Raw genomic sequence first — 24286 nt, forward strand, 5'->3', positions numbered from 1 at the left:
ATCGTAGTTGATTCCCTTGTCTGGACGACATGACGCAAACACCCATACGCCTGCTGTTGGCCGACGACCATGACCTGGTCCGTGCGGGGCTTTCTGCGTTGATGGCGTCCTGTGACGACATCGAGGTGGTGGCATCAGTGGCAGGCAGCGACAGTGCCATCGCCGAAGCGCTGGCACTGTCGCCCGATGTGGCGGTGGTCGACTTCCAGCTGCCGCCCGAGGACGGCGTGGCCGTGGCCTTGGCCCTGCAGGCGGCGCAGAGCCCGACGCGCGTGCTCTTGATCACCGGCAGCCAGGAGCGCGCCGACATTGAACGTATTTTTGCCAGCCCGGCGCAGGGCGCATTGCACAAAAGCGGCGGGGCGGACGAGCTGGTGGCCGCCATACGCGCGTTGGCCGAAGGCGACCTGCACTTTTCGGAATCCATTGCCGCGCTGCGCCGGCCGCCACAGATCGACGCGCTGGCCGAGCTGCGCAAGCTGACCGAACGCGAAAAGCAGGTGCTGTGCTCGGTGGCGGAGGGCGCGTCCAGCAAACTGATTGCCGCCAGCTTGCTGCTGCAACGTGAAACCGTGCGCACGCACAGGCGCAACCTGATGCTGAAGCTGGGTATGCACAACAGCGCCCAGCTGACCGCCTTCGCGATCCGCGCCGGCCTTATCTAGCCTTCGCGCTGGCCGGCAGGCGCTCAGACGGAAAACGCCTTTTCGGCGGCGCGCAGCACCGCCTGCCGCAACCACATATGGGCGCTGCGCTGCTGGGAGCGGCGGTGCCACACGGCGTCCACGTGCACCGGCGCCACGTCGAAGGGCAGGGGGCGCAGCACCAGCTGTTCGGCGATGCCGGTCACGCGCACGAAGTGGCGCGGCAGCACCGTCAGCAGGTTGGAGTTGGCCACCACGCGGCCGGCCGTGAAAAACTGGTTGACGGTGAGCACGACGTGCCGCTTGCGCCCCAGCGAGGCCAGGGATTCGTCGATAAAGCCGTAGGGCCGGCCCGAAAAACTCACCAGCATGTGGCGCGCGGCGCAAAACTTGTTGAGCGTGAAGGGGCCGGTGGCCAGCGGGTGGTCCCTGCGCATCGCGCAGACGTATTCGCCGTCATAGAGCCGCTGGTTGGAAAACGGCAGGGGCTCGCCGCTTTGCTCGCTCGCCGTCAAATCGGCCACCAGCGAGGGAAAGTAGCCGACGGCCAGGTCGCAGGTCTCTTCGTCAAGCAGGCGGCGTGGGTCGCGCGTGGTGAGCGGGACCACGCGGATGGATACGCCCGGGGCTTGCTGGTCCAGCGTCTCGACCAGGCCGGGCATCACCTCGGCCGCCGTCGCATCGGCCATGGCCAGCACAAAGGTGGTGTTGGCGGTGCCGGGCACAAATTCATTGGGGACCAGCGATTCCTGCAGCTGGCGCAGCGCCTCGCGCACGGCGGGCCAGATGGCCAGCGCGCGCGGCGTCGGCGCCATGCCCTGGCCGCTGCGCTGCACCAGCTCGTCGCCCAGGGTTTCGCGCAGCCGGCGCAACGCGTTGCTGACGGCCGGCTGCGTCAGCGACAGGTTGCGCGCGGCCCGCGTCAGGCTGCGCTCGGCCATGACCTCGTCGAAGACGCGCAGCAGGTTCAGGTCCAGGGTGCGGAAATTGAGGGGGTTGAAGGTTTCGGCGGCCATGGTCGGAGGGGAAATACGCAGGTTATCACTGTTATGAATGAATCACATCATAAAGATAAAGTTGAATAACATCAGTGATAACCCTAATATTCCCTTACCCGCTACAAATTGGATCAGCGGTAACAGTTAACCAACGGGAGTTCACCATGACCAGCTTCGTCAATATCAAATATTCCACACAGCACCCCGGCGTTGTCCGTGCTGAGTCGGCCTTTGGTGCCGTACGCCAGCTCGGTCAGGCCTTCTCCGGCACGCGCGGCCTCGCCACGCTGCTCCTGTCCGCCGTTGCGGCCGCCATCATGGTGGTGGCCTACCAGGTGATGGACAGCGTCACCGAAGGCCATTTGCTGGTGATGTGGATTGCCTTGTGGGCCGTGGCCTTCGCCGCACTGGCAATTTTTGCCGGTACCGCGCGCAACGTCGCCGCCCGCGTGAAAGCCGGCCTCGACGGCTGGTCGCGCAGCCTGGCTGAAGCCCGCGCCGACCAACGCCTCTGGCAAGCCGCCAAGAGCGACCCGCGCGTGATGGCCGACCTGCAAATGGCCCTGCAACGCTCGGCCGACGCTGAAGCGGCAGTGCCTGCCGCTCCCTCCTTCAAGGCAGAGCTTCCTCCGTCTTCCAGCATCCCTTCGTTGGCGCGCGCTTATCACCGCGGCTATTACATCTAAGCGGTTCGCCGGATTAACGCTGCCTTTCGCGGCGGCCACAAAAAAGCCACCTTGTCAGGTGGCTTTTTTTTTGCCCCGGCGCCGGGTTGCCCAGGGCATGAGGCGCGGCGCAGGTCATGCGCCGCGCCCGCATGGTGTTGCCGGTCAGGCAGCCAGGCGGCGCTCGATCGCGGCTTTGGTCTCCCCCAGCTCTTTCGGCAGGTGATGTTCGAGTTGCTTGAACAGTTCGGCGTGCAGTTCCAGCTCTTTCAGCCAGGCGGCCTTGTCGATGCTGGTCACGGTGTTGAACTGCTCCGCGCTGAAGTTGAGGCCGGTCCAGTTCAGGTCTTCGTAGGCGGGGCTGATGCCGGTGATGTGCTCGGAGCCCTTGCCCGTGCCTTCGATGCGGTCGATCATCCACTTGAGCACGCGCATGTTTTCGCCGTAGCCGGGCCAGACGAACTTGCCGTCGTCGCCCTTGCGGAACCAGTTGGTGGTGTAGATCTTCGGGATAACGGCACCCGTGGCTTCCAGCTTTTTGCCCACGTTGAGCCAGTGCTGGAAGTAGTCGCTCATGTTGTAGCCCATGAAGGGCAGCATGGCGAAGGGGTCGCGGCGCACCACGCCGGCCTGGCCGGTGGCCGCTGCCGTGGTTTCCGAGCCCATGGTCGCGGCCATGTACACGCCTTCGACCCAGTTGCGCGCCTCGGTGACCAGCGGCACGGTGGTGGAGCGGCGGCCGCCGAAGATGAAGGCATCGATCGCCACGCCCTTGGGGTCGTCCCAGGCCTCGTCCAGCGCCGGGTTGTTGATGGCGGACACGGTGAAGCGGGCATTGGGGTGGGCGGCCTTGGCGCCGGTTTCCTTGGCGATTTGCGGCGTCCAGTCCTTGCCTTGCCAGTCGATCAAGTGATCGGGCTGGCCGCCGGTGTCTTTTTCCATGCCTTCCCACCACACGTCGCCGTCGTCCGTCAGGGCCACGTTGGTGAAGATGACGTTCCTGTCCAGGCTGGCCATGCAGTTCGGGTTGGTGTGGAAGTTGGTGCCGGGGGCCACGCCGAAATAACCCGCTTCGGGGTTGATGGCGTAGAGCTTGCCGTCGGCGCTGGGCTTGATCCAGGCGATGTCGTCGCCGATGGTGGTGACTTTCCAGCCGTCAAAACCGGCCGGCGGCACCAGCATGGAGAAATTGGTCTTGCCGCAGGCGCTCGGGAAGGCGGCGGCCACGTGGTATTTCTTGCCTTCGGGGTTGGTCACGCCGAGGATCAGCATGTGCTCGGCCAGCCAGCCTTCGTCGCGGCCCATGTTGGAGGCGATGCGCAGCGCAAAGCACTTCTTGCCCAGCAGCGCGTTGCCGCCGTAGCCCGAGCCGTAAGACCAGATTTCGCGCGTCTCGGGGTAGTGCACGATGTACTTGGTCTTGTTGCAGGGCCACTTCACGTCCTGCTGGCCTTCGGCCAGCGGCGCACCCACGGTGTGCACGCAGGGCACGAAGTCGCCGTCCACGCCCAGCACGCCGAACACCGCCTGGCCCATGCGCGTCATGATCTTCATGTTGACCGCCACGTAAGGGCTGTCGGACAGCTCGATGCCGATGTGCGCGATGGGCGAGCCCAGCGGGCCCATGCTGAAAGGCACCACGTACATGGTGCGGCCCTTCATGCAGCCGTCAAACAGGGGCTGCAGCGTCTGGCGCATTTCGGCGGGCGCCATCCAGTTGTTGGTCGGGCCGGCGTCTTCCTTCTTCGCCGAGCAGATGTAGGTGCGGTCTTCCACGCGCGCGACGTCGCTGGGGTCGCTCTGTGCCAGGAAGCTGTTGGGGCGCTTGGCTTCGTTGAGTTTTTTGAAGGTGCCGGCGTCGACCAGCTGCTGGCACAGGCGCTGGTATTCGGCGTCGCTGCCGTCGCACCAGTACACGTCGTCGGGCTTGCACAGGGCCACCATGTCGGCGACCCAGGCGATCAGTTTCGCGTTCTTGACGTAGCTGGGGGTGTTGAGCTTGAGGCCTTGCATCACGGGTTGGTTCATCGAAAAAACTCCAAAGTTAAAAAGCGTTATTTCGGGAAACGTCGCGCGGCAACCAGGGGCGGTGGTGACATCGAGACGTTTGTCGGAATAAGGCTTGTGGGCTGGCCCGGGGGGCAACTCACACGCAACAACAAGTCCCGGTCGGCGGGCGGAGCCGCAAGCTGAAGATGCTGCGGCGCAAGCTCAGAAAAAGCGGTTTGGCGGCTGCTTTTTCGTCTTCCACGGGTCGGCCAGAGAATTCATTTTAAGAACATAGTCCCGAGTTACCTTGCAGTTACCGCCAAAAGTTATGCATAACCTGCATGAGGTTATGCATAGGCTATGCAGGGGTTCCGGCAGCCGTGACAAGGAGATGGGGAATGCCGCGAAGGGCGTTTTGGCCGCAGTTCACAGGCGATTACGCGGTGGACGGGCCGGAAGCTGGAGATGGGGCCAGGAAACAAAAAAGTCCGCAAGGTGCGGACTTTCGGGGTGGAGGCGGGAAGCCTCAGGCCATGTAGATGGCGATAAAGGCCAGCAGGAACATCAGCACGCCGCCAACGACCGGCAAAACAATGGGGATCATCGGAACGATGGCGTCAACGGCTTCCTGCTCCTGGGCGGGCGTGGCGCTGTCATGGGCGGCATTGGTGGTGTGGTCGGCTGGACTGGACATGGGGGGTTCCTGAATTGCTTGAAAGTCTGGCCGGATTTTACCCGCATGCCGCGGTGGGCGGTTGCGTTACCCTTTACCCCATGCCTGTTTGTGAAAGGAACGCATGAAATCCCCTGCCTCATTTCGACTTCTATCGGCCGCCGTGCCGGCACTGCTGCTGCTGTCGGCCTGCGCCACCGGCGGGCCCAACAGCGCCTCGGCCATGCCGGTGCTGTACCCCAACGCCACGCTCAACCGCGTGGGCGACGCCCAGGGAAAAGCCGAGGCCAATGCCTGCATGTCGCGGGCCTCGGCCGCCGGGCTCAGCCCGACGCAAAGCGGCAACGAAGTCGGCCGCCGCGCCGGTGAAGGTGCGGCCGTCGGGGGCGTGGCCTCGGCCGTGGGGGCGCTGATCACCGGGCGGGGCGGCGAAGGTGTGCTGCGCGCCGGCGTGGGAGGGGCGGCCGTGGGCGGCTCGGCCGGCGCCGTGTCGGGCGCCTTCCACAACGACAAGCCCAACAGCACTTACCGCAGCTTTGTGCAGCGCTGCCTCAGCGAACGAGGCTTTGAGGTGATCGGCTGGAACTGATCCGCCGCCAAGCCACCGTTGCCGCGCTCAGTGCTGTTCCGAGGCCTCGAAGCCGGCAGCATTGACGGCGGCCAGCACCTGCTGGATATGGTCGCGCCCGCGCGTCTGGATCACCAGCTCGATTTCCACGTTCTGCACCGAAAGCATGGTGAAGGCGCGCTGGTGATGCACTTCGTCGATGTTGGCGCCGGCGTCGGCCACGGTGGCGGTGATTTTCGCCAGTGAGCCGGGAATGTCGCGCACGCTGACCTTGATGCGCGCCAGGCGGCCGGCGCGCACCATGCCGCGCTCGATGATGGCGGCCAGCAGCAGCGGGTCGATGTTGCCGCCGCAGAGGATCAGGCCCACCTTTTTGCCGGCAAAACGCTCCGGGTACTTGAGCAGCGCCGCCAGCCCGGCCGCGCCGGCTCCTTCGACCAGGGTTTTTTCAATCTCGAGCAGCATGACCATGGCCTGCTCGATGTCGCCTTCGTCCACCAGCACCAGGTCGTCCACCAATTTGGCGATGATGGCCTGCGGGATCAGGCCCGGCGTGCCGACGGCGATGCCTTCGGCAATCGTGCTCGTGCCCTGCGGGTGCTTGGTGCCCTTGATGGCGTTGACCATGCCGGGGAAGCGCGAGGTCTGCACGCCGATGATCTCGATGCCGGGCTTGATGGCCTTGGCCGCCGTGGCCGTGCCCGCGATCAGGCCGCCGCCGCCCACGGCAATCACCAGGGTGTCCAGGTCCGGCACGGCGTGCAGCATCTCCAGCCCCACGGTGCCCTGGCCCGCGACGATGGCTTCGTCGTCGTAGGGGTGCACAAACACCAGCCCTTCACGCTCGGCCAGCAGCAGGGCGTGGGCGCGCGACTCGTCCAGCGAGTCGCCGTGCAGCACCACCTCGGCGCCGAAACCGCGCGTGCGTTCGATCTTCACGCCCGGCGTGAAGCGCGGCATCACGATCACCGCCCGCAGGCCCAGGCGCTGCGCGTGGTAAGCCACACCCTGGGCATGGTTACCCGCGCTCATCGCGATCACCCCGCGGCGCCGTTCGTCGGCGGACAGTTGCGCAAGCTTGTTACAAGCGCCACGCTCCTTGAACGAAGCGGTGTACTGGAGGTTTTCGAACTTCAGGAAGATTTGCGCGCCCGTCAGCTGCGACAGTGTCCTGGATTCCACGCAAGGCGTGTCCAGCAAGTGGCCCTGCAGGCGCTGGGCGGCCTGTTCGATGTCGGTAAGGCTGAGCATGAAATTCCTCTGGGGCAATAGATGAGATGGGGGAGATGAATGAGATTGTGCCGGGACATTTTCCACGCGTTCGGGGCCGGTCCTGTGGCGCATTACAAACGGCCGCTTTCAAGTAGTGTCTTCCATGATGCTTCAAGCTGCGTTATGGTGGAGTCTCATTGAACCCCTCGGCGCCCCGGCGCTCATAGCAATGTGATGAAGCAAGGTTCCAGCATGTCAACCAGCGGTGTCGTTGCACCCCCGTGCAACAGGGAGGTTTGTCCATGAGCAAGCGTTCCGTCAGCGAGCAGCAGTGGCTGCTGTCGCCCGGGCTCAAAGAAGCGCCGGTGCTGGATATGATGTGCTCGCATTTCGTGCTCACGCTGGCGGCCCGGCAAGGCGCCAAGTTCAACGTGCGGCGCGACCTCAACAGCCTGCTTTCGCTCTCGGGCCGGCACCTGGTCTGGCCGCTGCCCGCATTGCAGCGCCTGCGCGAATTCCTGGTGCGCCGCTGCAAGGACAACGAATTCTGGCGCGGCCATGAAGGCCTCACCGACGCCGAATTCATGGCGCGCCACGGCGCCTGGCGCGGCCCGTATGAAGAAGGCACGCTGTTCTTCTACCTCGACGAACACGCCAAGGACCAGCCCAAGGATTTGCTCTCGGTGCTGGCCGCCACCGGCGAATGGCTCACGCAGGCGCTCAAGAAACAATCCACACTGGTCGAGAAAAACATCGACGCGCTGGCCAACCTGCTGCAGCTCAACCGCGCCGAGCGCGCGCTGCTGCTCTACGGCACGCTGGCGCGCTACCAGCGCGACCTGCGCTCGCTGCTGGTCGAGTTCAAGGTCAGCAACGCGCCCGAAGCCTATGCCGCCATCGCCGACGTGGCCGGCGTCAAGGCGCCCGAGGTTGCCGAGGCGCTGCGCGCCGGCTCGCGGCTCGAACGCATAGGCATGGTCGAGAACCTGATCTCCGAGCACAACATCACCGACCTTGCCGACCTCATGAAGGTCAGCGAAAAACTGCCGCCCGTGCTGATGCGCGAATACCGCGACCAGAACGAGCTGATGGCCGTCTTCACCCGGCCCGCCGCGCACAGCAGCCTGGGCCTGGCCGACTTCGCCTTCGTGCAGGAAGACGCGCAGGTGCTGGTGTCCCTGCTGCGTAATGCCGTGGCCACCAAGGAGCAGGGCGTCAATGTGCTGCTTTACGGCCCGCCCGGCACCGGCAAGACCGAGCTGGCCAAGGTGGTGTCGCAGGCCGCCGGGCTGGACCTCTTTGAAGTCGAATACGCCGACCGTGACGGCAACTCCCTGAGCGGGCGCGACCGTTACCGCTCGCTGCAGATCGCGCAGGTTTTCCTCAAGGGCAGCACGCACTCGGCCCTGCTGTTCGATGAAGTCGAAGACGTGTTCCCGCCGATATCGAGCGAAGCCGCGCAGCTGATGGCGCGCTCCGAGCAGTTGCCGGTGCCGGCCAGCGGATCGGTCAGCGGCAAGGCCTGGGTCAACCAGATCCTCGAATCCAATACCGTGCCCACGCTGTGGGTCACCAACCGGATCGAGCAGATCGACCCGGCTTTTCGCCGCCGCTTCGCCTACCACCTTGAGTTACGTTCGCCGCCGCCCGGTGCGCGCGAGGGCGTGGTGCGCAAGACGCTGGAAGGCGTGCAGGTCAGCGACGCCTTCGTCGCCAAGCTCACGGCGCGCAAGGGCCTCACGCCCGCGCAGATACGCACGGCCGTCCGTTTTGCGCGGCTGGCCAGCGCGCCCGAAGACAGCATCGACGTGCAGGTGGACGCCGAAGGCATGAACGCCATCCTCGCCGGCGGCCGGCCGCTGCTGATGGAGTCGCTGATAGAGCGGCAGCTCAAGAACGCCGACGTCGCGCTGGGCAACAAATCCGAGACGGCGGGCCGGCGCAGCGTCACCACCTACGACCTGTCCATGCTCAACGTCGAGTCGCGTTTTGAAGTGCCGCGCATCGTCGAGGCGCTCAAAAGCCGCGGCCACGGCAGCCTGTGTTTTTACGGCCCGCCCGGAACCGGCAAGACGGCGCTGGCCGAACACATCGCCAAGGCGCTGGACCTGCCGCTCATCATCAAGCAGGCCAGCGACCTCATGAGCAAATACGTCGGCGAGACCGAGCAGAACATGGCCGCGATGTTCCGCGAGGCCGAGGCCGAAAAAGCCGTGCTGCTGCTCGACGAAGCCGACAGCTTCCTGCAGGACAGGCGCGGCGCCCAGCGCACCTACGAGGTGACCGAGGTCAACGAAATGCTGCAGGGCATGGAGCGCCACAACGGCATCTTCATCTGCACCACCAACCTGTTCGACAGCCTGGACCAGGCGGCGTTGCGCCGCTTCACCTTCAAGATCAAATTCATGCCGCTGACCCGCGAGCAGCGCGAAAGCATGTTTGTGGCTGAGGCACTGGCCGGCGATGCTTCACTGCTGACCGCTACCCTGCACGAGCGCCTGGGCAAGCTCACGCAGTTGTGCCCCGGGGATTTCGCGGCGGTCAAGCGCCAGGTCGACATCCTGGCGGCCGAGTTCTCCGCAGAGGAATTCCTCGCGCAACTGGAAGCCGAGCACCGCATCAAGCCCGAGGTGCGCGAGGGGCGCAACATGGGCTTCCTGCAGTAGTCTCTTGGTGGGTTACACGCAGGCCAGACTGGCCTCGTGTTTTTTGCGGATCGCCTCGCTCACTTCCAGCTGCGCCTGCCGCACGATGCGGCCGTCTTCCATCCACAGCAACTGCCCCGGCTGCATCTGCTGCCAGTTCTCATTGCGCGTCAGCGGCTGGGTGGCAACCACGCAGAGGCGGTCTTCCGGGTTGTTGGTCTGCGCAAAGTCCATGCTGAGGTCGGCGTCCACCAGGCTGGCATTCGAAAACGGCCATTCGCGCACCAGGTACCACAGCTTTGTGGAGCAATGCGCAAACAGCGACTGGCCGTTGGACAGCAAATAGTTGAAGACGCCGAATTCTGCGGTGCGCTCGCTCATGGAACACAAGGTGTCGAACACGATGTCGGCCGAACACGGCTCGCGCGGGCTGATGCGCTTGAGTTCTTCCATCAGCGCGCAGAAGGCCCGCTCGCTGTCGGTGGTACCCACCGGCTGGTAGTTGCCGGCGGATTCGGGCTGGTAATCGATCAGGTCGCCGTTGTGGGCGAACAGCCAGTGGCGGCCCCAGAGTTCACGCGTGAAGGGGTGGCAGTTTTCCAGCCGCATCGGGTCGCCCTGCGTGGCCTTGCGGATGTGCGAGACCACGTTGCGCGACTTGATCGCGTAGTGCTTGAGCATCTCGGCGACTGGTGAACTCGATGCCGGTTGCGCGTCGACGAACAGCCGGCAGGCCTTGTCTTCAAAAAAGCCGATGCCGAAGCCGTCGGCATGGTGGTCGGTCAGGCCGCCGCGCGCGGCGAACCCGGTGAGCGAGAACCGAAGGTCCGCCGGTTTGGCCGAATTCATTCCCAAAAGCTGGCACATGGCTTGAGTTTAGTGCCCCAGAATCTTGGACAGGAAATCCTGCGCCCGGTCGGTCTGCGGATGGTTGAAGAACTCGGCGGGCGCGTTCTCTTCCACGATCTGCCCCTGGTCCATGAAGATCACGCGGTCGGCCACCGCTTTGGCAAAGCCCATCTCGTGCGTCACGCACAGCATGGTCATGCCCTGGTTGGCCAGCTCCATCATCACGTCCAGCACTTCCTTGATCATCTCCGGGTCCAGCGCCGAGGTGGGCTCGTCGAAAAGCATGATCTTGGGCGTGAGGCACAGCGCGCGCGCAATCGCCACGCGCTGCTGCTGGCCGCCCGACAGTTGCAGCGGGTATTTTTGCGCCTGCTCGGCGATACGCACGCGTTCGAGCTGGTGCATGGCGCGCTCGATCGCGTCCTTCTTCGACAGGCCCGCCACCCAGGTCGGCGAGAGTGTCAGGTTTTCCAGCACCGTGAGGTGGGGAAACAGGTTGAACTGCTGGAACACCATGCCGACCTGGCGGCGCACCGCATCGATGGCCTTGATGTCGTCGCCCAGCAATGAGCCCGCGACGGTGAGCTTGCCCTCCTGGTAGTCCTCCAGCGCGTTGATGCAGCGGATCAGGGTGGACTTGCCCGAGCCCGAGGGCCCGCAGATCACCAGGCGCTCGCCTTGTTTCACTTCAAGGTCGATGTCGCGCAGCACGTGGAAATTGTTGCCATACCATTTGTTGACCTTGTCAAAGCGGATGGAGGGATCACTCATGTTCTTGTTCCTGTTCAACGGGCTTTGCCCACGGCGAGACGGCGTTCAATCCACAGGCTGTAGCGCGACATCGCGAAGCAGCAGGTGAAATAAATTGCGGCAATGAAGATATAGGCTTCGATCTTGAAGGGCCGCCAGTTCGGGTCCGAACCCACCGCCAGCGACAGCGCGCCCGTGAGCTCGTACAGCGACACGATGGTCACCAGCGAGGTGTCCTTGAAGAGCGAGATGAAGTTGTTCATGATGCTGGGCACCACGGTTCCCAGCGCCTGCGGCAGCACGATCTTGATCTGCGTCTGCCAGTAGCCCAGGCCCAGGCTGGCCGCCGCCTCCGTCTGGCCCTTGGAGAGAGACTGCAGGCCGCCGCGCACGATCTCGGCCATGTAGGCCGCGGCGAACAGCGTGATGCCGACGATCACGCGCACCAGCACGTCGGGCGACTTGCCGATGGGCATGAACAGCGGGAACATGAAACTGGCCATGAACAGCACCGAGATCAGCGGCACGCCGCGTATCAGCTCGACGTAGATGACACACAGCGTGCGTATGGCCGGCATGTTGGCGCGGCGTCCCAGCGCCACCATCACCGCGATCGGGAAGGCGATCGTCATCGAGATCACCGTGAGCATCACCGTCAGCGGCAGGCCGCCCCACTGGTCGGTCGTCACCTTGGTCAGGCCGAAGACGCCGCCGCTCATCAGCGTGAAGAAGGCGGCCAGCACGGCCGCCCACAGCAGCACCAGCCAGGGTTTCCAGAACCAGCGCACGCAGCTGGCCACCACCAGGCCCAGCAGCAGCACGGTCGCCAGTTCCGCGCGCCAGTGCTCGGCTTGCGGGTAGCGGCCCAGCAGGATGATGCGGCCTTTTTCGCGGATCACGCCCCAGCAGGCGCCCACGCCGCGCGCGGCCTGGCAGGCGTCCGGGTCCGCCGCGGTGACGGCGTGGATGATGCCCCACTGCGCGATATTCGTGGCCGCCCACACCAGCACGGCAAGCACGAGGAGGGAAATCACCGTATTGCCGATGCTGGAAAACAGGTTGTTGCGCAGCCAGGGCAAGAAACCCTCCATCTTGACGGGGGCCGGGCGCGCCGCGATCGGCACAAAAGTATTGTTGTTATTGCTCATCGCTCAACGCTCCTTGATGGCGGCACGGCTGTTGAACCAGTTCATCAGGCTGGACGTCGCCAGCGAGGTGCTCAGGTAGATCAGCATGATGATGGCGATGCACTCCACGGCCCGGCCGGTCTGGTTCAGCGAGGTGTTGGCGATGGAGACCAGGTCCGGGTAACCCACGGCCACGGCCAGTGAGGAGTTCTTCGTGAGGTTGAGGTACTGGTTGGTCAGCGGGGGGATGATGACCCGCAGCGCCTGCGGCAGCACCACCAGCCGCATCGAGTGGCCGCGCGACAGGCCCAGCGAGGCGCTGGCCTCATGCTGGCCCAGCGACACCGAGGCGATGCCGGCGCGCACCACCTCGGCCACGAAGGCGGAGGTGTACAGCACCAGGCCCAGCAGCACCGCGAGGTATTCCGGCGACAGCGCGCCGCCGCCTTCCACCTGCGATTCGGTCAGCAGCGGCATGTTCCATTCGTTGGGCGCGCCGCCGGCCAGCCAGCCGATGAGCGCGCCGCCCACGACCAGCGCCAGCGACAACCAGAACACCGGTCGCGGTTTGCCGGTCAGGTCGAACTGCTTGCGCGCGACGCGTGCATACAGCACGCTGGCCGCAACGCCGGCCAGGGCGCCCACCAGCGCCAGCGTCTGGCCCAGCCCCCATACGGGTGAGGGGTAGGAGATGCCGTTCTTGCTAACGTAAACCCATTTGCCGATGTGCAGGGCCGCGTCCACGGCGGGCAGGTATTCGGTGAACAGCAGGTACCACATCAGCAGCTGCAGCAGCACCGGGATGTTGCGGAAGGTCTCCACATAGCCGTAGCACAGCGCCCGCACCAGGGCGTTGCGGGAGAAGCGGCCCACGCCCAGCAGGGTGCCCAGGATGGAGGTCAGCACGATGCCGACCACCGCCACGCGCAGCGTGTTGACCAGCCCGACCAGGAAAGCCTTCCAGTAGGGGTCAATGGAGTCGTAATTGAGCCAGCCTTCGCCGATGTCGAAGCCGGCGGGCTGCAGCAGGAAATCGAAGCCGCTCTGGATGCCGCGGGTCTTCATGTTGGACATGGTGTTGCTCACCAGCAGCCAGATCAGGAAAACGATCAGGCTGACGGCGGCAACCTGGTAGACGATGGCGCGCGCCTGCTTGCTGCGCCAGGAAAAATGCTTGCGGCGCAGGGCGGGTGCCGGGCGCGGGGGAATCAGGGAGTGCTCGGACATACAGGCGGTACCCAAAAAAAGCGGGCCGCTCGACCACGGTTGGTTGCGAGCGGCCCGTTGCGTTAGCGCATCGGAATCAGGCGTTCAGGTCAGCGCACCGGCATGGCGTACATCTGGCCGCCCTTGTTCCACTGGTTGTTCTGGCCGCGCGGCAACGCCAGAGGCGTCTTGGGGCCGACGTTGCGCTCAAAGATCTCGCCGTAGTTGCCGACGGACTTGACGGCGCGCACCAGCCAATCCTTTTCCAGGCCCAGCAGCTTGCCGGTGTCTTCGCCGCTGCCGGTCAGGCGCATGACCACGGGGTCCTTGCTGTCCTTGGTCATGGCATCGACGTTGGCCTGGGTCACGCCGTACTCTTCGGCTTCGATGAGGCCGTAGACCACCCACTTGACGATGGCGAACCACTCGTCGTCACCGCGGCGCACCATGGGGCCCAGCGGCTCCTTGGAGATCAGCTCGGGCAGGATCAGGTGGTCGGCGGGAACCTTGGCTTCCTTGTTGCGCACCGAGGCCAGACCCGAGGCGTCGGTCGTGTAAGCCTGGCAGCGGCCCGAGAAGTAGGCGGCGTTGACGGCCTCCTGCTTTTCAAACACCACGGGCTTCATGTTCAGGTTGTTGGCCTTGGAGAAGTCGGTCAGGTTCTTCTCGGTCGTGGTGCCGGACTGCACGCAGACCGTGGCGTTCTTCAGCGACTTGGCGCTTTTGACCTTGCTCTTCACGGGAACCATGAAACCCTGGCCGTCGTAGTAGGTCACGGCGGTCATGTGCAGGCCCAGCGACGCGTCGCGGGTCAGCGAGAAAGTGGTGTTGCGCGAGAGCACGTCGACTTCGCCGGACTGCAGGGCGGTGAAGCGCTGCTGGGCGTTCAGGGGAACCCACTTGACCTTGTTGCCGTCGCCCAGCACGCTGGCGGCGACCGCCTTGCAGACGTCGACGTCAAGGCCGGTCCAGGCGCCGTTGCTGTCAGCGGAGGAAAACCCCGCCAGGCCGACGTTGACGCCGCAAATGACCTGTCCTCGCGCCTTGATGGCGTCCAGTGTCTTGCCGGCGTGGGCGGGCGCCATCACAGCAAGGGTGAGGCCGGCGGCTGCCAGCGTGGCAAGTCCATGTTTTTTTGCGATTTTGATCACGGGATTCTCCAGTCAGTGAAACTTTTGAGGTGCAGCACGATGCGTGCCAGCGTCGAAATGCTAACCCAGGCGTTGCGCGCCCCAAGGGGGTGCAAAGGCCTATTCGCTCGGGATAAACCCTTGCGAGAAATGCGTCATGAGCTTAAGGATCAGTAGGTATGCCGGCTGTGCATGGATTCGGCGCTTGATCAGAAAAATCGCGCTGCCGGTTGCGCGAAGGGCGCGGATTTGGTCGCCCCAAAACCGGGCGCTTCATGCCCCTGGAACAGACACATGCGCCAAACTCAGGCGGCCGTCACGCAAGGGCAAGGGATAACCCTGATGCCGTCCGCAGGCAGCTTGCTAGCTCGTCGCCGCGCAGACCCTGAGGACTTCGGCGCCGTAGGCTTCGCGCTTCTTGACGCCTATGCCGCTGATGCCGTCCAGGTCGTTCAGGCTTTGCGGCGCCCGTTCGGCGATGGCGCGCAGCGTGGCGTCGTGAAAGATCACGAAGGCCGGCAGGTTGTGCTCGCGAGCGACTTCGGCGCGCCAGGCTTTCAGGCGCGCCAGGCGTTCCAGCGCGCCGGCGTTGAGCGCGGCTTCGGCCAGGCCCTTGACCGAGGTCTTGGTCACGCGCTTGCCGCGGCCGCCGGCCTTGGCGCCGGCCGCGGCCTGCTCGCGCAGCACAACGCTGACTTCGCCCTTGAGCACCTGGCGCGCGTCGGGCATCAGCTGCAGCGTGCTGAAGGCTTCGGCGTCCACGCGCACCATGTTGCGCGCGATCAGCTGGCGCAGCACGCCGCGCCACTGCGCCTCGGCCAGGTCCGCGCCTATGCCGAAGGTGCTGAGCTTGTCATGCCCGTACTGCGTCGTTTTTTCGGTGGCCTTGCCGCGCAGGATGTCCATGATGTGGCCGGCGCCGAAGCTGATGCCGCTGGCCTGCTGCACGCGGTAGATGCAGCTGAGCATCTTGCGCGCGGCCTCCGTCGCGTCCCAGACGGCGGGAGGGTTCAGGCAGTTGTCGCAGTTGCCGCAGGGCTGGCTGTCTTCGCCGAAGTAGCCCAGCAGGCTGACGCGGCGGCAGCGCGTGTCCTCGGCCAGCGTCAGCAGCGCGTCGAGCTTGCCGCGCATCACCTGCTTGAAGTCCTCGCTGGCGGCTTCGCTGGTGTCAATCATGCGGCGCTGGTTCACCACGTCCTGCAGGCCGTAGACCATCCAGGCGTCGGCACTCTGGCCGTCGCGGCCGGCGCGGCCCGTCTCCTGGTAGTAGCCCTCGATGTTCTTGGGCATGTCCAGGTGGGCGACGAAACGCACGTCGGGTTTGTCGATGCCCATGCCGAAAGCGATGGTCGCCACCATGACGATGCCGTCCTCGCGCAGGAAGCGGTCCTGGCGCTGCTGGCGCAGGCTGGAATCAAGCCCCGCGTGGTAGGCCAGCGCCTTCAGGCCCCCGTCCTGCAGCATGCCGGCGATTTCTTCCACGCGCTTGCGCGACTGGCAGTAGACGATGCCGGCCTCGCCCTCGTGCTCGGTTTCAATGAAACGCAGCAGCTGGCGCGTCGGGTCGGTTTTTTCGACGATGGTGTAGCGGATGTTGGGGCGGTCAAAGCTGCTGACGAACTGGCGCGCGTCCTCCAGCTTGAGGCGCTCGATCATGTCCTGGCGCGTCAGCGCGTCGGCCGTGGCCGTCAGCGCCATGCGCGGCACGTCGGGGAAAGTCTCGTGCAGCAGGCTCAGCGAGCGGTATTCGGGCCGGAAGTCGTGGCCCCACTGGCTCACGCAATGCGCCTCGTCGATGGCGAACAGGCTCAGCAGCCCGCGCTCGTGCAGCGAGGCCAGCAGGCCCTTCATGCGCGGCGTGTTGATGCGTTCGGGCGCGGCGTAGAGGAGCGTCAGCTCGTTGCGCAGCAGCTGCTTTTCGAGCTGGCTGCTTTCGTCGAAGCTCTGCGTTGAATTGAGGAAGGCCGCCGACACGCCGGCCTCGTGCAGCGCGCCGACCTGGTCGTGCATCAGCGCGATCAGCGGCGAGATCACGATGGTCACGCCGCGGCCGGCCTGCTGCCGCACGATGGCCGGGATCTGGTAGCACAGCGACTTGCCGCCGCCCGTGGGCATCAGCACCAGCGCGTCGCCGCCGCGCACCACGTGGTCCACGATGGCTTCCTGCGGGCCCCGGAAGCTGTCGTAGCCGAAGACCTCGGCCAGCACGTGCAGCGGGGTGGAGGCGGAGGAAGGGGGAGTGACGGGGAGTGAGGACAAGGTCGGAATAGGAAAGATGCGGTGAAGCCTGTTGCGCGGACGCGGGGATGGCGAAGCCTACATCTGCTCCCAGGGCAGGCCGTCAAAGCGCCAGCCCGAGAGCGTGGAGCGCTGGAACTGCTCGTCGAGTTCGCCCTCGAAGCCGTGCACCACATGCTGCACGTCGCTGAAGCCGGCCGCTTCCAGCGCCTTGCCGGCGTCCAGCGTGCGCTTGCCGGAGCGGCAGATCAGCAGCACCGGCTGCGCCTTGCCGGCGGCCTCGCGCGCCACGGCGTCGGCGAACTTCTGCGCGTCGGGCTGCAGGTCGGGGTATTCGTACCACGGCACGTTGACCACGCCCGGCGGGCGGCCGACGTACAGCGACTCGATTTCCATGCGCACGTCCACGAACAGGGCGTCGGGATGTGCCTGCAGCCAGGACCAGGCTTCTTGGGGTTGAAAATTTTTCATGTTCAGTGCAATAGCCCTATTGTCGAGGAAAGTCCGCCGCAAAACGTAGCCCATCTTAAAATCGGGGCATGAAGCCAATCATCTACACCCGCGGACAGCAACTGCCGGCCATCCTGGAACAACGCATCGCCATCCTCGACGGCGCCATGGGCACCATGATTCAGCGCTTCAAATTGAACGAGGCCCAGTACCGCGGCGAACGCTTCAAGGACTTCCACAAGGACGTCAAGGGCAACAACGAGTTGCTGAGCCTCACGCGCCCCGACGTGATCCAGGACATCCATGAAGGCTACCTGGCCGCCGGCGCCGACATGATTGAAACCAACACCTTCGGCGCGACCACGGTGGCGCAGGCCGATTACGACATGGCCGAGCTGGCCGTCGAGATGAATTACGAGTCGGCCCGCATCGCGCGCGCCGCCTGCGACAAGTTCTCCACGCCCGACAAGCCGCGCTTCGTGGTCGGCGCGCTCGGCCCCACGCCCAAGACGGCCAGCATCAGCCCCGACGTGAACGACCCCGGCGCGCGCAACACCAGCTTTGAAGAGCTACGCAAAGCGTATTACGAACAGACCGAGGCCCTGGTCAAGGGCGGCAGCGACGTGCTGCTGGTCGAGACGATTTTTGACACGCTCAATGCCAAGGCCGCGCTGTTCGCCATCGACGAGTACTTCGACAATTCCGGCGAGCGCCTGCCCCTGATCATCAGCGGCACCGTGACCGACGCCTCGGGCCGCATCCTGAGCGGGCAGACCGTGACCGCCTTCTGGCACAGCGTGCGCCATGCCGCGCCGCTGGCCATCGGCCTCAACTGCGCGCTGGGCGCCACCCTGATGCGCCCCTACATCCAGGAACTGGCCCGCGTGGCCGGCGACACCTTCATCAGCTGCTACCCGAATGCCGGCCTGCCCAACCCCATGAGCGACACCGGCTTTGACGAGACGCCCGACGTCACCTCGCGCCTGCTGCGCGAGTTCGCCGACGAAGGCCTTGTCAACATCGTGGGCGGCTGCTGCGGCACCACACCCGACCACATAGGCGCCATCGCCCATGCCGTGGCGCCGGTCGCCGCGCGCACGCGCCAGGGCGGTTTCTACAAAGAAGCCGCTTGAACTCCCGTTAAGCCAAGCGGCTTAACCGTGAGGTGGGCCGCGCAAAGCGCTTAAGCGCTAAGTGTTCAAGCACGCCGTGCACCGATGAGGTGCCCGTCGCCGCGTCACGTTTAGCGGCTATAGTCAGGCCCGTTTTTCCATCATCCGGCACCGCGTCCCGCGGCCGCCTTGTGGCCGAACATCAACATCAATAACAAAGGAAATCATGAACGTGCGTTCATTCATCAAGCTCGCCGCGGTAGTTGCCGTAGCCACCGCTGCGCTGGCAGCCCAGGCACAACTGGTGCCGCAAAAACCCGTCACCCTCATCGTTCCCTACCCGGCCGGCGGCCCGCTGGACAACGCCGCCCACATCCTGGCCGCCCAGCTGCGGCCCCTGCTCAAGACCGAAGTCATTGTCGACAACCGGCCCGGCTCGGGCGGCAACGTGGGCGCGGCACTGGTCGCCAAGGCCCCGGCCGACGGCCATACGCTGGTGATGGGCGCGGTCGCCACCCATGCCATCAATCCCTGGCTCTACCCCAACATGCCCTATGACGCGCTGAAGGACTTCACGCCCATCACGCTGGTCGCGCGCGTGCCCAACGTGCTGGTCATGAACGCCGAAACCGCCAAGCGCCTGGGCATCAAGGACACCAAGGACCTGATCGCCTACGCGCGCAAGAACCCCGGGCGCCTGACCTACGCCTCCGGCGGCAACGGCAGCGCCGGCCACCTCGCCGGCGAGCTGTTCAAAAGCCTGGCCAGGATCAGCGTGGTGCACCTGCCTTCCAGCGGCGCCGCCCTGGCGCAGTCAGGCCTGCTGACCGGGCAGACCGATTTGATGTTCGACAACCTGGCCTCGGCCAGCGCCAACATCAAGTCCGGCAAGCTGGTGGCCTTCGGTGTCACCACCATCAACCGCTCCAGCAGCTTCACGGAAATCCCGACCATCAACGACGTGCTCCCGGGCTTCCACATCAGCACCTGGTTCGGCATCTTCGGCCCTGCCAACCTGCCCAAGGCCACGACGGACCAGCTGCAAAAAGCGTTTGCCGCCGCGCTCAACACGCCCGACACGGCCGAAAAATTCGCGCGCATGAGCGCCACGCCCAGCCCCATGACTTCGGCGGATTTTGCTTATATGGTCATGAAAGAACATGCTGATTACGGCCGTTTGATCAAAGTGGCCAAGATCAAACTGGATTAAGCAAACACGCCATTCCCGGGGCATTCGCGCCGGGAATGGCGCAAGCGCACGTTCAGCCGGTAAAATACCGGCAACCCAAGGAGCGTTGCAGCGGACCCCAGCGTCCGTCAGGCTTGGGTTACGGGCAGCCCAACAGGCGCTACCTGCGGCAACGACGCTCACCTTAGCCCCAAGGTGAGTCCGTGTCTGAAACCGAAAATTCCGTCTCCGTCCCCCCCATGAAGCTGTCCGGCCTGGAGCCGGTGGCCATAGGCGCGGGCACCCTGTTCGTCAACATCGGCGAGCGCACCAACGTCACCGGCTCCAAGGCCTTCGCCCGCATGATCCTGAACGGCGAATACGAGCAGGCCCTGGCGGTCGCCCGCCAGCAGGTGGAAAACGGCGCGCAGATCATCGACATCAACATGGACGAGGCCATGCTGGACAGCCAGGCCGCCATGGTGCGTTTCCTGAACCTGATCGCCAGCGAACCCGACATCGCCCGCGTGCCCATCATGATCGACAGCTCCAAGTGGAGCGTCATCGAGGCCGGCCTGCGCTGCATCCAGGGCAAGGGCATCGTCAACTCGATCTCGATGAAGGAGGGCCTGGAGCCCTTCAAGCAGCAGGCCAAGCTGCTCAAGCGCTACGGCGCGGCGGCCGTGGTCATGGCCTTCGACGAAAAAGGCCAGGCCGACACCTACGAGCGCAAGGTCGAGATCTGCGAGCGCGCCTACCGCGTGCTGGTCGACGAGCTCGGCTTCCCGCCCGAAGACATCATCTTCGACCCCAACATCTTCGCGATCGCCACTGGCATCGAGGAGCACAACAACTACGCGGTCGACTTCATCAACGCCACGCGCTGGATCAAGCAGAACCTGCCGGGCGCCAAGGTCTCGGGCGGCGTGTCCAACGTGTCCTTCAGCTTTCGTGGCAACGACCCGGTGCGCGAAGCCATCCACACTGTGTTCCTCTACCACGCGATCCAGGCCGGCATGGACATGGGCATCGTCAACGCCGGCATGGTCGGCGTCTATGACGACCTGGACCCGGTGCTGCGCGAGCGCGTGGAAGACGTGGTGCTGAACCGCGAGCCGGTCTACAAGCCCGGTGAGGCCGAACTCACGCCCAGCGAACGCCTGATTGAAGTGGCCGAGACCGCCAAGAGCGGCGCCAAGGACGACAGCAAGCGCAACGAATGGCGCGCCCTGCCGGTGCGCCAGCGCCTGTCGCATGCGCTGGTCCACGGCATGAACGAGCACATCGTGCCCGACACCGAAGAGGTCTACCAGCAGATCGTGGCCGAAGGCGGCCGGCCGCTGCACGTCATCGAAGGCCCGCTGATGGACGGCATGAACATCGTCGGCGACCTGTTCGGCCAGGGCAAGATGTTCCTGCCCCAGGTGGTCAAGAGCGCGCGCGTGATGAAGCAGGCCGTGGCCCACCTGCTGCCCTACATCGAGGCGGAAAAACTGCTGCTTGAAGCCGCCGGCGGCGACGTCAAGACCAAGGGCAAGATCATCATCGCCACCGTCAAGGGCGACGTGCACGACATCGGCAAGAACATCGTCACGGTGGTCCTGCAGTGCAACAACTTCGAGGTCGTCAACATGGGCGTGATGGTGCCCTGCCATGAAATCCTGGCGCGGGCCAAGGTCGAGGGCGCCGACATCGTCGGGCTGTCCGGCCTGATCACGCCCAGCCTGGAAGAAATGCAATACGTCGCCGCCGAGATGCAGAAGGACGAGCACTTCCGCATCAAAAAAATCCCGCTGCTGATAGGCGGCGCCACCACCAGCCGCGTGCACACGGCCGTCAAGATTTCGCCGCACTACGAAGGCCCGGTGGTCTATGTGCCGGACGCGTCGCGCAGCGTCAGCGTGGCGCAAAGCCTGCTGTCCGACCAGGCCGCCAAATACATCGAAGACCTGTACACCGACTACGACAAGGTGCGCACCCAGCACGCCAACAAAAAACAGGTGCCGATGTGGCCGCTGGCCAAGGCGCGCGCCAATGCCACGCCCATGGACTGGGCCGGCTACACGCCGCCCGTGCCCAAATTTATCGGCCGTCGTGTCTTCAAGAACTTCGATCTGTCCGAACTCGCGCAGTACATCGACTGGGGCCCCTTCTTCCAGACCTGGGACCTGGCCGGCCCCTTCCCGGCCATCCTGAAAGACGAGGTCGTGGGCACCGAGGCCGTGCGTGTGTATGCCGACGCGCAGCGCATGCTCAAGCGCCTGGTGGAAGGCCGCTGGCTTACCGCCAACGGCGTGATGGCGCTGTACCCCGCCAACAGCGTGGGCGACGACATCGAAATCTACACCGACGAGACGCGCAGCGAAGTCGCCATGACCTGGTACGGCCTGCGCCAGCAGACCGAAAAAACCGCGATCGACGGCGTGATGCGGCCCAGCCGGTGCCTCGCAGACTTCGTCGCGCCCAAGGGCATTGCCGACTACATCGGCGTTTTCGCCGTGACGGCCGGCATAGGCGCCGAGAAGAAGGAAAAGTATTTCCTCGACGACCACGACGACTACTCGTCCATCATGCTCAAGGCCCTGGCCGACCGCCTGGCCGAGGCCTTCGCCGAAAGCCTGCACCAGCGCGTGCGCAAGGACTTGTGGGGCTACGTGCCCGCCGAATCGCTGGACAGCGAAGCGCTGATCGCCGAAAAATACCAGGGCATACGCCCCGCGCCGGGCTACCCGGCCTGCCCGGACCACAGCGTGAAGAAAGAGATGTTCGAGCTGCTCAAGGCCGAAGACATCGGCATGGCGCTGACCGAAAGCCTGGCCATGACGCCGGCCGCCAGCGTCAGCGGCTTTTACCTGAGCCACCCGCAAAGCACTTACTTCAACGTCGGCAAGATAGGCGACGACCAGCTGCAGGACCTGGCGCAGCGGCGCGGGCTGAAGGCCGATGAGTTGCAACGCCTGCTCGCGCCCAATCTCTAGGCTGCGCGGCGGCCGTTTTCAATCGTGTTTACCGCAGCTTTGCCGGAAAACAAGCCGCGTTTACATAAATACACCGTTGCCTGCAAAAGCGTGTTTACCTTCACGGCATGCGGAACGTTGAACAGGCACTGGGCAACGTTAAGCCAGCGATTTGATTTCACCAGAGGGGAATTGACATGAACACATCCACCGAAACACTCCAGCCCGGCCAGCAGGCTTCGTCGGCCAGCAAGCCCTTGTGGGCCGCCGTCGGCATCCTGGGCGTCGCCGTCCTGGCCATGGGCGGCACCATGATTTACCAGATGCGCAACCCGCCCGCCGCCGCCACGCCCGTGGCGCTGGTGGCGCCGCAGCCGGCCGTGCCCGCGGTGACGCCGCCCGCAGCCGCCACCGCGGCCGACGATCTGGCTGAAAAGCCCGCCGCTGCCCCCGCCAAACCGGCGCCCGTGCCCGCCAAAAAAGTCGCCAAGCCCACGCCCAAGCCTGCGCCCGCACCAAGCTATGCCGGCGTTTCGCCCGCGCCCGGCGCTTATCCCGCACCCGCCTACCCGGCGCCGGTCCCCGTGGTCTCGGTCTGCCACGTGTGCGGCTCCATCGAGTCGGTCACGCCCATTGAGCGCTCCACCAAGCCCGCCGGTGTCGGTATCGGCACCGTGGCCGGTGGCGTGCTGGGCGCGGTGCTCGGCAACCAGGTCGGCCATGGCGGCGGCCGCACCGCGGCCACCATCCTGGGCGCGGTGGGCGGCGGTTTCGCCGGCAACGCGATTGAAGGCCATGTGCGCAAGGAAACGGTTTACCAGGTCGGCGTGCGCATGGAAGACGGCTCGCAGCGCCTCGTGGAAGTGGCGCGTGCCCCCAGCGTGGGCAGCCGCGTGACGGTCGAGGGCAATGTGCTGCGCACCAACGACGGCGCCACCTACGGGCCCAAGCCGCCGCCTGCGCCCGTCGCGGCCCAGCCCGAGCCTTCCCCTTATTACGGCGGCCGCTGAGCAGCCGGCCTTCACCCGACCCAAAACCCCGCAATGCCGCCCCGGCCTTGCGGGGTTTTTGCTTTGCGCAAGGCCGTCACGGGCCGATGCCATCCCGCAGGCTTGGCGCTATGATGACCCGGCCCAATCACAAGGAGGATCGCATGCGGCACTTTCTTCTGGTCCTGCTGGCCCCGCTCATGCTTGCCGGCGGCGCTCAAGCCCTTGCGGCCGGCCCCAAGGCCGGCCTGGACAAGCTGGAATTCGCCGGCGCGCACGACCAGCACACTCCCGTCCTGCTCAGCGCCGCCTCGCGCCCTGTGCCGTTTCGCGGCGCCGACGGCCGCGTGCACATCGACTATGAACTGCAGGTGACCAACGCGCGGGCCGTGCCCGTCAAGCTGGTCTCGCTCGAAGTGCTGGACGCCGCCTCCGGCAAGGTGCTGGCGACAGTGTCCGGCGATGAAGTCGCCCGCACGTTCTCCCTGCTGGGCGGTGCCGCCACCGACAGCGTGGACGCATCGCAAACCGGCTTTTTCTGGATCGACGTGGTGCTCGAGCCCGGCAAGCCGCTGCCCAAAACCCTGTCGCACCGCGTGGTGACCGCCGGCGCGGAAGTCAAGCTCACGGCCGCTGTCAAATCCGCGAACGAAGGCATTGTGCAGACCACCCAAACCGGCGGCAACGTGGCGCTCAGCACGCGGCCCGCGCTGCTCATAGGCCCGCCGCTGGAAGGCCCGGGCTGGGTGGCTTTCAACGGCTGCTGCAAGCAAGCCCCGCACCGTCGCGCCGGCATTCCCGTGAACGGCAATTTTTACGTGGGCCAGCGCTTCGCGATCGACTGGATCAAGCTGGACGCCAACTCGCAGCAAAGCAACGGCGACAGCAACAAGAACGAAAACTGGCCGACCTACGG

General features: G+C 65.2%; 20 protein-coding genes and 1 riboswitch. Of the genes, 9 read left to right on the forward strand and 11 right to left on the reverse strand.

The annotated features are described in order from the left end of the window. The first annotated feature begins 29 nt into the window (after nt 1-29). Nucleotides 30-665: a response regulator gene (locus tag ACLV8F_RS04240; protein WP_411883000.1), complete on the forward strand. Its 636-nt coding sequence runs from the start codon at nt 30-32 to the stop codon at nt 663-665. A 23-nt stretch (nt 666-688) separates the two neighbouring features. On the opposite strand, the gene ACLV8F_RS04245 is transcribed toward ACLV8F_RS04240, so the two are convergent. After that, nucleotides 689-1660, reverse strand: a complete 972-nt coding sequence (locus ACLV8F_RS04245) for a LysR family transcriptional regulator (protein ID WP_411883001.1) — start codon at nt 1658-1660, stop codon at nt 689-691. A gap of 146 nt (nt 1661-1806) precedes the next feature. On the opposite strand from ACLV8F_RS04245, the gene ACLV8F_RS04250 reads away from it, so the two are divergent. After that, nucleotides 1807-2328: a hypothetical protein gene (locus ACLV8F_RS04250; protein ID WP_411883002.1), complete on the forward strand. Its 522-nt coding sequence runs from the start codon at nt 1807-1809 to the stop codon at nt 2326-2328. Between the two features lie 144 nt (nt 2329-2472). On the opposite strand, the gene ACLV8F_RS04255 is transcribed toward ACLV8F_RS04250, so the two are convergent. Both ACLV8F_RS04255 and ACLV8F_RS04260 read right to left on the reverse strand, forming a co-directional pair. After that, nucleotides 2473-4335 carry a phosphoenolpyruvate carboxykinase (GTP) gene (locus ACLV8F_RS04255; protein ID WP_411883003.1) on the reverse strand — a complete coding sequence of 621 codons (1863 nt, stop codon included), beginning with the start codon at nt 4333-4335 and terminating at the stop codon, nt 2473-2475. Nucleotides 4336-4822: 487 nt separating this feature from the next. Then, on the reverse strand, nt 4823-4990 hold the full coding sequence (locus ACLV8F_RS04260; RefSeq protein WP_411880102.1) for a hypothetical protein: 168 nt from the start codon (nt 4988-4990) through the stop codon (nt 4823-4825). Nucleotides 4991-5093: 103 nt separating this feature from the next. Here ACLV8F_RS04260 and ACLV8F_RS04265 point away from each other — a divergent pair, with 103 nt between their 5' ends. Next, nucleotides 5094-5558 carry a glycine zipper family protein gene (locus tag ACLV8F_RS04265; protein ID WP_411883004.1) on the forward strand — a complete coding sequence of 155 codons (465 nt, stop codon included), beginning with the start codon at nt 5094-5096 and terminating at the stop codon, nt 5556-5558. 27 nt (nt 5559-5585) lie between these two features. Here ACLV8F_RS04265 and ACLV8F_RS04270 read toward each other — a convergent pair whose 3' ends face one another. Further along, complete coding sequence (locus tag ACLV8F_RS04270) at nt 5586-6788, reverse strand: threonine ammonia-lyase (protein WP_411883005.1); 1203 nt, start codon at nt 6786-6788, stop codon at nt 5586-5588. Nucleotides 6789-7051: 263 nt separating this feature from the next. Here ACLV8F_RS04270 and ACLV8F_RS04275 point away from each other — a divergent pair, with 263 nt between their 5' ends. Then, nucleotides 7052-9415 (forward strand): ATP-binding protein, encoded by a 2364-nt coding sequence (locus tag ACLV8F_RS04275; RefSeq protein ID WP_411883006.1) that lies wholly within the window; start codon nt 7052-7054, stop codon nt 9413-9415. 12 nt (nt 9416-9427) lie between these two features. Here ACLV8F_RS04275 and ACLV8F_RS04280 read toward each other — a convergent pair whose 3' ends face one another. The 7 genes from ACLV8F_RS04280 to ACLV8F_RS04310 form a co-directional block, all read right to left on the reverse strand. Next, nucleotides 9428-10261 carry a class II glutamine amidotransferase gene (locus ACLV8F_RS04280; RefSeq protein WP_411883007.1) on the reverse strand — a complete coding sequence of 278 codons (834 nt, stop codon included), beginning with the start codon at nt 10259-10261 and terminating at the stop codon, nt 9428-9430. 9 nt (nt 10262-10270) lie between these two features. Beyond that, nucleotides 10271-11014, reverse strand: coding sequence for an amino acid ABC transporter ATP-binding protein (locus tag ACLV8F_RS04285; RefSeq protein ID WP_411883008.1), 744 nt, complete (start codon nt 11012-11014; stop codon nt 10271-10273). Between the two features lie 14 nt (nt 11015-11028). Then, entirely contained in the window at nt 11029-12141 is a 1113-nt protein-coding gene (locus ACLV8F_RS04290) for an amino acid ABC transporter permease (protein WP_411883009.1), read from the reverse strand. A gap of 3 nt (nt 12142-12144) precedes the next feature. Beyond that, complete coding sequence (locus ACLV8F_RS04295) at nt 12145-13347, reverse strand: amino acid ABC transporter permease (protein ID WP_411883010.1); 1203 nt, start codon at nt 13345-13347, stop codon at nt 12145-12147. Between the two features lie 89 nt (nt 13348-13436). Then, nucleotides 13437-14411 (reverse strand): amino acid ABC transporter substrate-binding protein, encoded by a 975-nt coding sequence (locus ACLV8F_RS04300; protein WP_411883019.1) that lies wholly within the window; start codon nt 14409-14411, stop codon nt 13437-13439. A gap of 408 nt (nt 14412-14819) precedes the next feature. Next, nucleotides 14820-16715 (reverse strand): DNA helicase RecQ, encoded by a 1896-nt coding sequence (gene recQ / locus ACLV8F_RS04305; RefSeq protein ID WP_411883011.1) that lies wholly within the window; start codon nt 16713-16715, stop codon nt 14820-14822. A 57-nt stretch (nt 16716-16772) separates the two neighbouring features. Continuing rightward, complete coding sequence (locus ACLV8F_RS04310; RefSeq protein ID WP_411883012.1) at nt 16773-17165, reverse strand: rhodanese-like domain-containing protein; 393 nt, start codon at nt 17163-17165, stop codon at nt 16773-16775. 68 nt (nt 17166-17233) lie between these two features. Here ACLV8F_RS04310 and ACLV8F_RS04315 point away from each other — a divergent pair, with 68 nt between their 5' ends. The 5 genes from ACLV8F_RS04315 to ACLV8F_RS04335 form a co-directional block, all read left to right on the forward strand. After that, the gene (locus ACLV8F_RS04315) at nt 17234-18277 is read left to right on the forward strand and encodes a homocysteine S-methyltransferase family protein (RefSeq protein WP_411883013.1); all 1044 of its coding nucleotides are present in this window, start codon (nt 17234-17236) and stop codon (nt 18275-18277) included. Nucleotides 18278-18482: 205 nt separating this feature from the next. Further along, nucleotides 18483-19466 carry a Bug family tripartite tricarboxylate transporter substrate binding protein gene (locus ACLV8F_RS04320; protein ID WP_411883014.1) on the forward strand — a complete coding sequence of 328 codons (984 nt, stop codon included), beginning with the start codon at nt 18483-18485 and terminating at the stop codon, nt 19464-19466. Between the two features lie 71 nt (nt 19467-19537). Beyond that, a riboswitch (S-adenosyl-L-homocysteine riboswitch) is annotated at nt 19538-19633 on the forward strand. Between the two features lie 51 nt (nt 19634-19684). Continuing rightward, nucleotides 19685-22402 (forward strand): methionine synthase, encoded by a 2718-nt coding sequence (gene metH, locus ACLV8F_RS04325; RefSeq protein WP_411883020.1) that lies wholly within the window; start codon nt 19685-19687, stop codon nt 22400-22402. Nucleotides 22403-22578: 176 nt separating this feature from the next. Next, nucleotides 22579-23391: a glycine zipper 2TM domain-containing protein gene (locus ACLV8F_RS04330; protein ID WP_411883015.1), complete on the forward strand. Its 813-nt coding sequence runs from the start codon at nt 22579-22581 to the stop codon at nt 23389-23391. 143 nt (nt 23392-23534) lie between these two features. Next, nucleotides 23535-24286, forward strand: a 752-nt coding sequence (locus tag ACLV8F_RS04335) for a hypothetical protein (protein ID WP_411883016.1), incomplete at its 3' end; no start/stop codon positions are given.

The sequence above is a fragment of the Polaromonas sp. YR568 genome (assembly GCF_943369675.1).
Classification (GTDB): domain Bacteria; phylum Pseudomonadota; class Gammaproteobacteria; order Burkholderiales; family Burkholderiaceae_C; genus Polaromonas.

What these genes read in the sequence shown, in the direction of transcription:
- ACLV8F_RS04290 (WP_411883009.1), bottom strand. Translation starts at nt 12,141, where the DNA reads ATGAGCAATAACAACAATACTTTTGTGCCGATCGCGGCGCGCCCGGCC.
- ACLV8F_RS04255 (WP_411883003.1), bottom strand. Translation starts at nt 4,335, where the DNA reads ATGAACCAACCCGTGATGCAAGGCCTCAAGCTCAACACCCCCAGCTAC.
- ACLV8F_RS04330 (WP_411883015.1), top strand. Translation starts at nt 22,579, where the DNA reads ATGAACACATCCACCGAAACACTCCAGCCCGGCCAGCAGGCTTCGTCG.
- ACLV8F_RS04265 (WP_411883004.1), top strand. Translation starts at nt 5,094, where the DNA reads ATGAAATCCCCTGCCTCATTTCGACTTCTATCGGCCGCCGTGCCGGCA.
- ACLV8F_RS04275 (WP_411883006.1), top strand. Translation starts at nt 7,052, where the DNA reads ATGAGCAAGCGTTCCGTCAGCGAGCAGCAGTGGCTGCTGTCGCCCGGG.
- ACLV8F_RS04295 (WP_411883010.1), bottom strand. Translation starts at nt 13,347, where the DNA reads ATGTCCGAGCACTCCCTGATTCCCCCGCGCCCGGCACCCGCCCTGCGC.
- ACLV8F_RS04320 (WP_411883014.1), top strand. Translation starts at nt 18,483, where the DNA reads ATGAACGTGCGTTCATTCATCAAGCTCGCCGCGGTAGTTGCCGTAGCC.
- ACLV8F_RS04300 (WP_411883019.1), bottom strand. Translation starts at nt 14,411, where the DNA reads ATGGCGCCCGCCCACGCCGGCAAGACACTGGACGCCATCAAGGCGCGA.
- ACLV8F_RS04270 (WP_411883005.1), bottom strand. Translation starts at nt 6,788, where the DNA reads ATGCTCAGCCTTACCGACATCGAACAGGCCGCCCAGCGCCTGCAGGGC.
- ACLV8F_RS04260 (WP_411880102.1), bottom strand. Translation starts at nt 4,990, where the DNA reads ATGTCCAGTCCAGCCGACCACACCACCAATGCCGCCCATGACAGCGCC.
- ACLV8F_RS04250 (WP_411883002.1), top strand. Translation starts at nt 1,807, where the DNA reads ATGACCAGCTTCGTCAATATCAAATATTCCACACAGCACCCCGGCGTT.
- ACLV8F_RS04315 (WP_411883013.1), top strand. Translation starts at nt 17,234, where the DNA reads ATGAAGCCAATCATCTACACCCGCGGACAGCAACTGCCGGCCATCCTG.
- ACLV8F_RS04285 (WP_411883008.1), bottom strand. Translation starts at nt 11,014, where the DNA reads ATGAGTGATCCCTCCATCCGCTTTGACAAGGTCAACAAATGGTATGGC.
- ACLV8F_RS04280 (WP_411883007.1), bottom strand. Translation starts at nt 10,261, where the DNA reads ATGTGCCAGCTTTTGGGAATGAATTCGGCCAAACCGGCGGACCTTCGG.
- ACLV8F_RS04310 (WP_411883012.1), bottom strand. Translation starts at nt 17,165, where the DNA reads ATGAAAAATTTTCAACCCCAAGAAGCCTGGTCCTGGCTGCAGGCACAT.
- metH (WP_411883020.1), top strand. Translation starts at nt 19,685, where the DNA reads ATGAAGCTGTCCGGCCTGGAGCCGGTGGCCATAGGCGCGGGCACCCTG.
- ACLV8F_RS04240 (WP_411883000.1), top strand. Translation starts at nt 30, where the DNA reads ATGACGCAAACACCCATACGCCTGCTGTTGGCCGACGACCATGACCTG.
- ACLV8F_RS04245 (WP_411883001.1), bottom strand. Translation starts at nt 1,660, where the DNA reads ATGGCCGCCGAAACCTTCAACCCCCTCAATTTCCGCACCCTGGACCTG.